General features: G+C 37.9%; 10 protein-coding genes, 1 other RNA gene, 1 pseudogene and 1 riboswitch. Of the genes and pseudogenes, 4 read left to right on the forward strand and 8 right to left on the reverse strand.

Annotation, left to right across the window (positions count from 1 at the left end; translation table 11 throughout):
• From rsxC to sohB, 5 genes and pseudogenes are all read right to left on the reverse strand, one after another.
• Nucleotides 1–2460: an electron transport complex subunit RsxC gene (gene rsxC / locus ACPT8Q_RS05420; RefSeq protein ID WP_050949071.1), complete on the reverse strand. Its 2460-nt coding sequence runs from the start codon at nt 2458–2460 to the stop codon at nt 1–3.
• Complete coding sequence (rsxB, locus tag ACPT8Q_RS05425) at nt 2461–3042, reverse strand: electron transport complex subunit RsxB (protein WP_050949072.1); 582 nt, start codon at nt 3040–3042, stop codon at nt 2461–2463.
• Between the two features lie 87 nt (nt 3043–3129).
• On the reverse strand, nt 3130–3708 hold the full coding sequence (gene rsxA / locus ACPT8Q_RS05430) for an electron transport complex subunit RsxA (protein WP_005631902.1): 579 nt from the start codon (nt 3706–3708) through the stop codon (nt 3130–3132).
• Between the two features lie 95 nt (nt 3709–3803).
• A pseudogene (locus ACPT8Q_RS05435) lies at nt 3804–3938 on the reverse strand (OmpA family protein); the annotation flags it as partial.
• Between the two features lie 117 nt (nt 3939–4055).
• Nucleotides 4056–5117 carry a protease SohB gene (gene sohB / locus ACPT8Q_RS05440; protein WP_050949073.1) on the reverse strand — a complete coding sequence of 354 codons (1062 nt, stop codon included), beginning with the start codon at nt 5115–5117 and terminating at the stop codon, nt 4056–4058.
• A 199-nt stretch (nt 5118–5316) separates the two neighbouring features.
• Here sohB and ACPT8Q_RS05445 point away from each other — a divergent pair, with 199 nt between their 5' ends.
• Both ACPT8Q_RS05445 and yccS read left to right on the forward strand, forming a co-directional pair.
• Nucleotides 5317–5982 (forward strand): curli polymerization inhibitor CsgI-related protein, encoded by a 666-nt coding sequence (locus ACPT8Q_RS05445; protein ID WP_050949074.1) that lies wholly within the window; start codon nt 5317–5319, stop codon nt 5980–5982.
• 67 nt (nt 5983–6049) lie between these two features.
• Entirely contained in the window at nt 6050–8206 is a 2157-nt protein-coding gene (gene yccS / locus ACPT8Q_RS05450; RefSeq protein WP_050949075.1) for a YccS family putative transporter, read from the forward strand.
• 98 nt (nt 8207–8304) lie between these two features.
• Here the strand turns inward: yccS and ACPT8Q_RS05455 are convergent, their stop codons facing one another.
• Complete coding sequence (locus ACPT8Q_RS05455; protein WP_116965264.1) at nt 8305–8847, reverse strand: KdsC family phosphatase; 543 nt, start codon at nt 8845–8847, stop codon at nt 8305–8307.
• Between the two features lie 9 nt (nt 8848–8856).
• On the reverse strand, nt 8857–9792 hold the full coding sequence (locus tag ACPT8Q_RS05460) for a KpsF/GutQ family sugar isomerase (protein WP_162987610.1): 936 nt from the start codon (nt 9790–9792) through the stop codon (nt 8857–8859).
• Between the two features lie 162 nt (nt 9793–9954).
• Here ACPT8Q_RS05460 and rnpB point away from each other — a divergent pair.
• An RNA gene (gene rnpB, locus ACPT8Q_RS05465) (RNase P RNA component class A) lies at nt 9955–10331 on the forward strand.
• Between the two features lie 76 nt (nt 10332–10407).
• Here rnpB and ytfE read toward each other — a convergent pair.
• On the reverse strand, nt 10408–11079 hold the full coding sequence (gene ytfE, locus ACPT8Q_RS05470; RefSeq protein WP_116940043.1) for an iron-sulfur cluster repair protein YtfE: 672 nt from the start codon (nt 11077–11079) through the stop codon (nt 10408–10410).
• Nucleotides 11080–11393: 314 nt separating this feature from the next.
• A riboswitch (molybdenum cofactor riboswitch) is annotated at nt 11394–11535 on the forward strand.
• On the opposite strand from ytfE, the gene moaA reads away from it, so the two are divergent.
• Nucleotides 11524–12537 carry a GTP 3',8-cyclase MoaA gene (gene moaA, locus ACPT8Q_RS05475; protein WP_116965271.1) on the forward strand — a complete coding sequence of 338 codons (1014 nt, stop codon included), beginning with the start codon at nt 11524–11526 and terminating at the stop codon, nt 12535–12537. It overlaps the preceding riboswitch by 12 nt.
• Nucleotides 12538–12574: the final 37 nt, after the last annotated feature.

The following is a 12574-nucleotide window of genomic DNA, read 5'->3' on the forward strand; positions in this document are numbered from 1 at the left end:
TTATTCCTGATTATTTTCTAATGTTGCTTGTGTTTTTGCCAATTTCTTTGCTTTTGCTCGAGCAATCGCTGCGGCTACGGCGGCTTTTTTAGGGTCAAGTGCGGTTGAATTTTCTTCTGTTTTTTCTACCGCACTTTTTGTTTTTTCTACTTCATTTTCTGCGGTTTGAGAGTTTGAAATAGCTTCGGTGGTGCTATTTGCTTGCGCAAGTTTTTTCGCTTTTGCTCGAGCAATCGCTGCGGCTACGGCGGCTTTTTTAGGGTCAAGTGCGGTTGAATTTTCTTGTGTTTTTTCTACCGCACTTTTTGTTTTTTCTACTTCATTTTCTGCGGTTTGAGAGTTTGAAAAAGCTTCGCTGGTGCTATTTGCTTGCGCAAGTTTTTTCGCTTTTGCACGCGCAATCGCTGCGGCTACGGCGGCTTTTTTAGGGTCAAGTGCGGTTGAATTTTCTTGTGTTTTTTCTACCGCACTTTTTGTTTTTTCTACTTCATTTTCTGCGGTTTGAGCGTTTGAAATAGCTTCGGCGGTGCTATTTGCTTGCGCAAGTTTTTTTGCTTTTGCACGAGCAATCGCAGCGGCTACCGCTGCTTTTTTCGGGTCAAGTGCGGTTGAATTTTCTTGTGTTTTTTCTACCGCAGTTTTTGTTTTTTCTACTTCATTTTCTGCGGTTTGAGAGTTTGAAATAGCTTCGGCGGTGCTATTTGCTTGCGCAAGTTTTTTCGCTTTTGCACTCGCAAGTGCGGCTGCAACCGCTGCTTTTTTCGCATCGGTTGGCTGAACAGATTGTTCTTGATTTTCGACTTGAGATGCTGCTTGCTGACGAGCTAAACGGCGAGCCTTACGTTGTGCCATTAAATCTGTGTTATCAGGTAAAACTTCCCCTTTTTCTGAGGTTAGTGTTTTAATCTGCGTTGATTCTGTTTCATTGGCTTTTTTCGCTTTCAAGCGTTCGAGTGCCGCCTTGACTGGATCTTCCCCTTTAGTTTGTGCTAATTCTTCACGGCGAGCCTGTGCTGCACGTTGTGAACGTGCTTTACGCTCTTGTTCTTCACGTTCCATCCGTGCTTGTTTTGCTTCAAAGCGAATTTTGGCTTCATCTGATTTCTTTTGTTTTTCTTTTATTTGCCAGATTTTAGCTTTTTCTTGGCGGAAATATTGAATTAGAGGAATATGGCTTGGGCATACGTAGGCGCAAATTCCACATTCAATACAATCTTTGAGGGCGTATTCTTCCGATTTTTTGTGATCTTCACTGCGCGCAAACCAATAAAGTTGTTGTGGCATTAAATTTACTGGGCAGGCATCAGAACAGCTAGAACAGCGAATACAAGCCTGTTCTGCTTCAGGTTCGGCATATTCAAGATAATCTGGAGCAAGTAAACAATTGACAATTTTTGTCACAGGCGCATTGAAGTTTGGAAGCTCTAGTCCCATCATTGGCCCACCCACAAATACAGGAAAATACTTGTCAAATTGATAGCCAACATCGCTCAATATTTGGGAAATGGGTGTGCCAAGACGAACCCAATAATTACCTTTTTCAGCGATTTTATTTCCAGTAAGGGTAACGACACGTTCAATTAAAGGCTCGTCATTTATAACTGCTCTTTTTATTGCAAACATTGTTCCCACATTTTGCATTAATACGCCAATGCTGGACGAACGTGCACCACTTGGCACTTCTATCCCTGTGAGCAAATAAATCAGTTGTTTGGTAGCACCTGAGGGATATTTTGTTGGAATGATCCGAACGCTAATGTCATTTGCTCCCTGTAGTGCTTTGCGGATTGCCTCTATGGCTTCAGGCTTGTTATCTTCAATGGCAATGACAACTTTTTCAGGACGCAATATATAACGTAAAATACGAATGCCTTCTATTATTTCATCAGCGCGTTCACGCATAAGACGGTCATCACAAGTAATATAAGGCTCACATTCTGCACCATTAATAATTAAGAGTTTGACTTTTTGCTCTGCTGACTGAATTTTGGCAGCAGTCGGGAATACCGCACCGCCTAAACCTGCTATACCTGCTTGATAGATTTTGTGGATAAGTTGTTCTGGCGATAGCGTTGAAAAATCATCAATAGGATTACGTTCGATCCATTGATCTAAACTATCTGCTTGTAAATGAATTGTGGGTTCATCAAGACCTGAAGGATGGGTGGCAACATAAGGTTTAATCGATTTAATTATGCCAGAAGTGGGCGCGTGAACTGGCAACATACGCAAGCCATCGCCTTTTGTTAAGGCTTGTCCTTTTAAAACGTAATCGCCCTCTTTTATTAAGAGATTGCCTGTTGTTCCTACGTGCTGTTTGAGTGGAATGTAAAAATCCGTGCCGAGAGGCAGATGGCGTAATGGCTGTGAATTAGATTGAGATTTCATTTCTGGTGGATGAATGCCACCTTTGAAATCCCATAATTTACCGGAATTGAAACGAGATAATACGTCCGCCATTTATTCCCCCACAACCAATTTCTTTTCAAAGCCATCGACATTCATTACTGGAATAACAAGTTTTGCATCAAATTTCCAATCCCAATTATCGATATTTTTTTTCACGGGAATCATTAAAATACAATCTGTCGGGCAGGGCGCAACACAAAGCTCGCAACCCGTGCAAAGATCGGGAATAATCGTGTGCATTGCTTTATTTGTACCAATAATGGCATCAACAGGACAGGCTTGGATGCATTTTGTGCAGCCAATACACATATTTTCATCAATAAAAGCGACTTTCTCGATAGGTTCTTCTACGCCATCCATTGTTGGCACATCAACCCCTAGAATTTCGGCAATTTTTACGATAGTTGTTTGACCACCTGGAATACATTTTGTGATTTCATCGCCATTGCAAATGGCTTCAGCATAAGGCTTACAACCAGGATAACCACATTGCCCACATTGGCTTTGCGGTAAAATAGCATCAATTTTCTCTACGACAGGATCAGCTTCCACTTTGAGCTTAATTGATGCAAAGCCCAAAATTGCACCGAAAATTAAAGCAAGTAGCGTAATTACGATGAATAAAAAAGTCATTATTTCTTTCTTTTTCCTGAAAAATACTGAGACAGCCCAATAAATAAAATTAAGAGAGTTATTATCATTAAAAAGTAAATCATTTTATTACTTTACAAGTCCTGTAAATCCCATAAAAGCGAGGGACATTAAGCCTGCAGTAATTAAAGCAATGGCTGAACCGCGAAAAGTGACTGGTACATCAGCGGCGACTAAACGTTCACGAAGCGCGGCAAAAAGTACCAATACTAAGGAAAAGCCGAGAGATGCACCAAAACCATAAACGACAGATTCTGTTAAATTATGAGCAAGATTTATATTTAATAGTGCGACACCAAGTACTGCGCAGTTTGTGGTTATCAAAGGCAAGAAAATGCCGAGTAAACGATATAATGTTGGACTTGTTTTGTTTATTGCCATTTCGGTAAATTGTACCACTACAGCAATAACTAAAATAAACACTAATGTACGTAAAAAAGTGGCATTTAAGGGAATTAGAATATAGTGATCGACCAAATATGCACAAAGGGAAGCAACAGTTAAAACAAACATTGTTGCTAATCCCATTCCCACAGCCGTTTCAATTTTTTTGGATACGCCCATAAAAGGGCAAAGTCCTAAGAATTTTACCAATACAAAATTGTTAATTAATGCGGTTCCGATAATTAATAAAATATAGTGCGTCATTATTTTTTGCCTTTTGAATAGGGGCGTTATTATCCCTATTTATGGAAGCAAGAACAATAGAAAATTTTGCTAAGGGGAAATGCTAAATAGCGATTTTGGTCTTTATTCATACCACTTTCAATCATTCGGAGATTGTCCCAATTTGGCCAAGAACCAAATTGACTGCCATCGTGATTAAAGGTTGCGGAATCAATTTTTGGCCATACTAGTTGGGGAACTTGTTCTCCATTTATATTTTTATGAATTAAATATAATAACCCCCCTAAAGATCGGCGAGTGTCTTAATGACAAAGATTTGTCTTGTAAACATAGAAATAAAAACTTCTGTCTTTTTTGTGAATAAATTTTTAGTACATAAAGTCTTTAGACTGTTTTGCACTATAACGATGAATGATATTTATCGCACTTTCTTCAGCTTGTCGTCCGAATTTTTTTATTAGGGATTTTTTTAAACGGTATTTAACATTAAGCACCCGTTTTTCTTTCATTTTTTCCAAAATTAAATCATCACTCGTTGAGATTTCATCGACAAGTTGTAATTCAATGGCTTGTTGTCCAAACCAATGTTCGCCTGTTGCGATTTTGTCAATATCTAGGCAAGGGCGATTTTGTGAGACAAACTGTTTGAATAATTTATGTGTTTCTTCCAATTCTTGTTGAAATTTTTGTTTGCCTTTTTCCGTATTTTCGCCCAATACGGTCACTGTACGTTTAAATTCGCCCGCAGTCATTACATCTACATCGACATCGTGTTTTTTCAATAGTCGATGAACATTTGGAATTTGAGCGACAACGCCAATAGAACCGATAACAGCGAAAGGTGCGGATACAATTTTATCGGCAACGCAAGCCATCATATAACCGCCACTTGCAGCCACTTTATCAACGGCAACGGTTAATTTTATGCCTTTTTGTTTTAAGCGAGACAATTGAGAGGCTGCAAATCCATAATTATGCACAATGCCACCAGGACTTTCTAAACGTAGTAATACTTCATCTTCAGGTTTGGCGACATTTAAGATAGCTGAAATTTCTTTGCGAAGTGCGGTTGTTTCTGAGGCTGAAATATCGCCGCAAAAATCTAATACATATACGCAAGCTTTCTTTTCATCTTCTAAAGTATCGCCTTTTTTCAATTTTTCTTTACGTTTTTTAGCATTTTGTTTTTCAGCTTTTTTTTCTGCTTTGGCTTGCTGTTTTAGTTCTTCTTCAGAAAGATTAAAATCACGTAATAAACGAACTTGTTCATTAAATTCTTCTGATAAATCTTTAATTTCTAATTCTCCCGTTTTAGACTTGTTATGTTGGCGATAAGAAATAATCAAACCAACAATAGCAAGAATGAGTAATAAAATTGTTAAAATTTCCAAAATAAAAATTCCATAGCCTGTTAAAATATCGTTCAACATTGTTACTCCCGTTGATATTTAATGGATTAAATTTTCACGACACTGGTTTAGTGTGTAGATCGCCAACATAATAAAACATTGTGATTGTTTTTGCTATTTATAACAAAAAATTTTAAATTAATTCTTACTTTTTATATTTTCATTTTGCTTAATTTGGCATAGCATAAGCGAGTATTTCATTTATACCAAAGGAGCAATTATGAAATTACGTGCTGTTGTATTAGGTCTTGCCACTTTATGCGCAAGTACGGCAACCTTTGCTGGAATGGTTTCTACGTCATCTAACCTTGAGTTTTTAGCGATTGATGGTCAAAAAGCCTCTAAATCTCTCGGAAAAGCTAAGACATTTACTGTAGATGATACCCAAAGCCATCAGGTTGTTGTGCGTCTAAATGAAATTGTTGGTTCAGGATCGAATCAATCTCTTTTTGAATCTAATCCCGTGATTGTGACATTTCAAGGTAATGCTGAAGATTTAGTTATTTCTGCACCAGTTATTCGTAATCTTGACAGTGGCGATAAATTCAATCAAATGCCAAATATTACTGTGAAAACAAAATCAGGTAATGCTATTTCAGCGAAAGTGGATGTGTTAAAACAAGAAGGTTTATTCCCAAGTGCTAATGTGCTAAATGATCTTGCTGAATATAATGCGTCTGGTGCAGCTGCATCAGTTTCTGCATTTGCTACAACAACTTTTGTTAATTCAATGGTTGCTGCTCCAGCAGGTAATGCAAAAGCGAATAAAGGCAAAGTGGTTGTTCAGGGCGAAAATGTTACAGAGCAACAGCTCCAATATTGGTTCCAACAAGCGGATAAAGAAACTCAAACACGTTTCTTAAATTGGGCAAAATCCCATAAATAATGACCGCACTTTATACAATAAAAAGTGAGCCTTGTTGTTCACTTTTCTATTTTGATAAGGATTTGAAATGAATATTCGGTTAAATGCTAAAGTAATTTCTACAATTCCTGTTTTTATTGCCGTAAATATTGCGGCAGTGGGAATATGGTTTTTTGATATTTCTTCGCAATCAATGCCTTTGATTCTCGGCATCATTGCAGGTGGTTTGGTGGATTTGGATAACCGTTTAACTGGACGATTGAAAAACGTATTTTTTACCCTTATTGCCTTTTCTATTTCTTCCTTTATTGTGCAGTTACATATTGGTAATCCTATCCAATATATTGTGTTAATGACGGTGCTGACGTTTATTTTCACTATGATTGGTGCCGTGGGGCAGCGTTATAGTACCATTGCGTTTGGTTCATTAGTGGTTGCGCTTTACACCACATTAACTTATATCCCAGAGGTAAATGTATGGTTTATTAACCCTGTAATGATTTTATGTGGTACTTTGCTTTATAGTGTGGTCGCTATCATTGTTTACCTGTTTTTCCCAAATCGTCCTGTACAAGAAAGTGTCGCTAAAGCGTTTTGTGCGTTGGGCGAATATTTAGATACAAAATCCTGTTTTTTTGATCCTGACGAAGTGGCTGAGATTGAGAAAAAACATCTCAAATTTGCAATGAAAAATGCAAATGTTGTCACGGCATTTAATATTGTTCGCACTGCGCTTTTTTATCGCATTCGAGGGCAACATCGCCATCCGCGTACCCAGAGAATGTTACGTTACTATTTTTCCGCACAAGATATTCACGAACGCGCCAATTCTACGCATTTTGATTATCAACAAATAACGGAAAAACTAAAAAATACAGATTTGATTTTCCGTATTCAACGTTTATTAGAACTACAAGCACAATCTTGTAAAGAAATCACCGCGAGTTTGCGTGAAAATAAACCTTATCATTTTAATGAATGTGTGGAACGTGCGCTTTTAGGCACTTTGCATTCCTTTGAGTTATATCAAACTCAACATACTAATGTGCAAGATGAACTGATTGATATTCAAACCTTGTTAGATAATTTACAGAGTATTAACTGGCAACTTCGCCAGTTAGCACAAGAAACGACGGATACAGAACAATTGGCTCAAATTCATACGGAACAAATCACAGGGTTAAAAAATATCAGTGCGGTGATTTTTAGCCATTTTACTTTTGAATCGCCGTTGTTTCGTCATGCAGTGCGTTTATCTATTGTGGTATTTTTGTGTTGTGCCATTGTTGAGTTTTTCCAATTTAATCTTGGTTATTGGATTTTATTGACCACTGTATTTGTATGTCAGCCAAACTATTCAGCAACTAAAGTACGTTTACGTCAGCGTATTATTGGCACGATATTAGGTGTAGTGGTGGGGTCATTATTACCTTATTTAAATCCAACCTTAGAATTAAAACTGGGTCTTGTGGTGCTTACAAGTACGTTGTTCTTTTTCTTCCGTAGTAATAATTACAGTTTCTCGACCTTTTTCATCACATTACAAGTCTTGCTGAGTTTTGATGTCATGGGATTTGATACGGCAGCTGCGTTAATGCCTCGTTTACTCGATACTTTGCTTGGTGCAGCGATTTCATGGTTTGCCGTTTCTTATTTATGGCCAGATTGGAAATATTTGCAACTTGATAAAGTGAGTCATCAAGCATTGCGTAGCGATGCGGTGTATTTATTGCATATTATTAGCCAATTGCAATTTGGTAAAAGTGATGATCTTAAATATCGCATAGCACGTCGCAATGCCCATCAATATGCAGCCGCACTGAGTGCAACTCTTTCTAATATGAATAATGAACCAGTGAAATACAAGGCATATTTACAGAAAGGTTTTGATTTGCTCAAGCTTAATTATTCTTTATTAAGCTATATTTCTGCCCTTGGTGCTTATCGCGACAGAATGAAAAATTTGCAACAGACCGCACAGTTTTTATCTGGTTTTTATCCTGTGGCGAAGAAAATTATTTATACCTTAGAACACATTGAAGAAATCCCCGAAGCTATTTTTAGCCAACAGCAAGAAAGTATCGAAACACATTTAAAGGAATTGGAAAAACAAGAGATGACTGGGGAAGAACGCACCGTCTTTAGTTTACCGTATCAGCAATTAAATTTGATTACGCAACTATTGCCACAACTTTATGGGTATTTTAAGAAAGAGATAAACTGTCAGAACATAGGGGCGTTATAAAGATAAAAGTGCGGTTGATTTTTGAGAGGTTTTTAAAACGCTTTGAAAATTGACCGCACTTTATTTTTTATTAAGCAATAACACTGACGAATTAGTTATCATTGCCCCATATTTTTCACTGATTTTAGGAAACCTTGGGCGGTATCAAACACAGAGGATTTTCCCTGTGCCTGTAAAATCATATCGGACATTTCACGGAATGCTCCTTTTCCTCCATTAGTAGAAAGTACATGATCAACAGTATTCTTTACATAAATAGGGGCATCAGCCACAGTAAAAGAAGTTCCACACGCTGCAAAGGCGGGGAGATCTACGCTATCATCGCCAATATAAGCGGTCTGATCGGCGGTGACGCCTGCTTGTTTCATAAGATCAAAACAAGCGGTTTCTTTTTCAAGTTTGCCAAGAAAGAATAATTTAATACCAAGATCGGCAATGCGACGACGTAAAATAGGAGAGTCGCGACCAGAAAGCACTGCCACTTGAATACCTGCATCCATCAGCATTTTTATGCCTAAACCATCGCGAACATGAAAACTTTTGATGGCTTCACCATTGGCATCATAATGAAGTTGTCCATCAGTGAGTACACCATCTACATCAGTAATGACAAATTTAATATTTTCTAATTTTTGTTGCATTGGGATTCCTTAGCTTGAAAATTCGACTAAACCCACCACGTGATTTTCATTATTAACAACCACTAGCGAGTGAATTTTTTTCGCTTTCATAAAGTCTTCTGCTTTTGATAAAAATTCGTCTTGATGAATAGTTTTTGGTGAACTTGTCATAAAGTCTTTGGCTGTTTTATTCAGCGTTTCTGCACCATTGGCTGTAAGCGCACGGCGAATATCGCCATCCGTGATAATGCCTTTAAGTTGTTCATTTTCCATCACTAAGGCAACGCCCATTCGCCCTTCATTCATCACGGTCAGACAATCTGTAAAATTGGTATTGGGTAAAATTGTTGGTAGGCGAGTTTGCATTTGATCTTTCACTTTACATAATAAACGACGACCAAGACTGCCACCTGGATGGAATTTGGCAAAGTCAGCTGGTTGGAAATTGCGTGCCGTAATAAGCGATACGGCGAGCGCATCACCAAGCGCAAGCGTCACAAGTGCGGAGGTTGTTGGTGCGAGATTATTTGGACACACTTCACGCTCAACAGTTATATCTAGAACATAATCTGCATGGCGTGCGAGCGTGGAATTTTTGTTACTCGTCACAGCAATAATTTTATTACCGAAATTTTTTAAACTTGGAATCAGTTTATTGACATCATCGGTTTCGCCGCTATAGGAAATTAACATCACGATATCAATTGGTTTTAACATACCTAAATCGCCGTGGAAGGCTTCTGTTGGATGTAAAAAGAAACTTGGTGTACCCGTAGAGGCAAAGGTAGCCACCATTTTTTTGCCGATTAAACCCGATTTTCCTATCCCTCCGATTACCAAACGTCCTTCGCAAGCAAGGATTAAATCCACGACTTGATTAAAATCCTCGCCTAAACGCTGGCTGAGTTGCAAAAGTGCGTTACTTTCCACTGAAAGGGAATCCTGTGCAATTTTTAGATAGTTCATTTTTCTTCCTAAAAGTGCGGTTGAAATTGGCATTATTTTAGCGGAATCATAAAAAAATACGAATGAAAAATTAGGCAATTATTGTTTATAAGATTGATGAAGCAATATTCAAAAATTGGGGATTTTATTGACCGCACTAGTGATTGCCCCTATACTACGTGCCGAGTTGGTTAGACAATCGCTGGTTTATTGAAGCCCTTAACCGTATTTATACGACCTAGTGGGACAAGTAAACGAGAGGAAAGTCCGAGCTACACAGGGCAGAGTGCCGGATAACGTCCGGGCGGCGTGAGCCGACGACCAGTGCAACAGAGAGCAGACCGCCGTGTAAACGGTAAGGGTGAAAGGGTGCGGTAAGAGCGCACCGTGCCGTTGGTAACAACGTGCAGCAGGGTAAACTCCACTCGTAGCAAGACCAAATAGGAACTCAATGGGTGGCCCGTCCAGAGTTCGGGTAGGTTGCTTGAGCGGCAGAGCAATTTGTCGCCTAGAGGAATGATTGTCCACGACAGAACTCGGCTTATCGACCAACTCAAAACGCTTGTAAAAATGACCGCACTTTAGTTTGTTTTTCGGAATAGATTAAAGTGCGGTTATTTTTTGACGAATATTAAATTATTTTTCGTTTAATACACGTGGAAATAAAATATTATTTTCCAAATGAATATGATGCATTAAATCATCAATAAATTCATTAATACCGCTATATAAGGCTTTCCAACTGAAACAAGCATCTGCTGGTAGCGTGCAGTTATTAGTAAGGGATTTGATCACTTCCACATCTTGTCCTGCTTCATCGTGTTCCATTTCCATTACACGAATTGGCATTGAGGCCATAGCATAATTCCCCATTTTGATCATTGGGAACAAAATTTGTTCTTCTTTCATTAAATGCTGGCTAAGTTCAGCATAAATTTTTTCTAACTGTGCGGTTACGCCTATAGGACAGTCATCACGATCACCATGTACATTTTCTACTTTCTCCGCCAATGTAATTAATTCAGGGAGTTGTTCACGGTGGCGATTATGAAAACGAGTAATAATGTGATCGATCATCTCCGCATAAGATGCCGAAGTCCAATCTTTATCATTATTTTCTGCTTTACTTTGTTGTAAATCAGTTAAACGTTTTTCAATTTCAGCAAGGTTAAGATTCTTTTGTTGTGCTGCGACTTCTAATAATACAGAACCTCCGCAGCAAAAATCTAAATCATATTCACGAAAAATTTTAGTTGCACCTGGAATTGAAACAGCGAGTTCGCTAAGTTTTTGTTGGGCAAAAGACATAAATCACTCCTATATTGATTAGTAAAAATAAATCCGATAAAAATGGTAGGATATTTTTCTGATTATGAAAAGTAGAGAAATTTATTTATTGATTAAATTATGATTTAAATCAATAAAAATACCTCATAATAATCAGCTAAAAATTTATGGTTATTAATATAAATAGGATTAATTATCACTAATGAGCTAGTCTTATATTCATTATGTATTTTTTTATATAATTGATTTTTAAGAATTTAGGAAAATACTGATTTTCATCAATATTATTGATTGTGTTTATGAAGTGAAATCTTTTAGAATGACGACAAATCAAATTTAACGCATAACTCCGAGCTTGTTTAGCCTAAGTTTCACAAGAAATACGGTGGCAAGCCAATAACGCGCTACGTTATTCAGGGATACGCTGGAAACGGTTTATCCTCTCCATATTTAGAAAGGTGTAAAATGCAATCCATTCCTATCAAGAACGTAGGAGAGTCTCGCTTAGTCGATCCTTTCCAACGTCAATATTACTATCTACGACTGTCGATTACCGATCAGTGTAATTTTCGTTGTACCTATTGTTTACCTGATGGTTATCAACCCGAAGCTAACAAACCAAGTTTCTTAACTTTAAAAGAAATCACCCATCTTGCTCAAGCCTTTGCTGAAATGGGCACAGAGAAAATCCGTTTAACGGGTGGCGAACCGACTTTACGCAAAGATTTTATTTCTATTGCTGAAAGCATTGCTAATATTGATGGCATTCGTCAATTAGCCGTCACGACAAACGGCTATCGCATGGCAAAAGATGTGGCTGATTGGAAGCAAGCAGGGATTACGTCTATTAACGTCAGTGTTGATAGCCTTGATCCCAAAATGTTCCATCAAATTACAGGTATCAATAAATTTGATGACGTGATGCGTGGTATCGATCGTGCATTTGAAGTGGGCTACAACAAAGTCAAAGTTAATTCAGTTTTGATGAAAAATCTGAATGATAAAGAATTTGAACAATTTCTCGCTTGGGTTAAAGATCGCCCAATTCAAATGCGCTTTATTGAGTTGATGCAAACGGGCGAAATGGATAGTTTCTTTGATAAATTCCATCTTTCTGGACAAGTATTGGCGGATAAATTGCTTAAAAATGGTTGGACATTACAGCATAAGTCTCACACTGATGGCCCTGCTAAAGTCTTTACGCATTCTGATTATACTGGCGAAATTGGTTTAATTATGCCTTATGAAAAGAATTTCTGCGCAAGTTGCAATCGTTTAAGAGTGTCAGCAAAAGGTAAACTTCATCTTTGTTTATTTGGCGAAGAAGGCATTGAATTACGTGATTTATTGCAGTCGCACGAACAGCAAGGTATTTTACAGGCTCGTATTTTTGCCGCACTTCAAGGCAAACGTGAACATCATTATTTGCATATCGGCGATACTGGTGTAAGAAATCATTTAGCGTCTATTGGTGGTTAAAAAAAGTGAAATGAATAGCAATATTCATCTGCTTTTT

It is taken from the genome of Haemophilus sp. HN_Hi10 (assembly GCF_049821985.1).
Lineage (GTDB): Bacteria > Pseudomonadota > Gammaproteobacteria > Enterobacterales > Pasteurellaceae > Haemophilus > Haemophilus influenzae_D.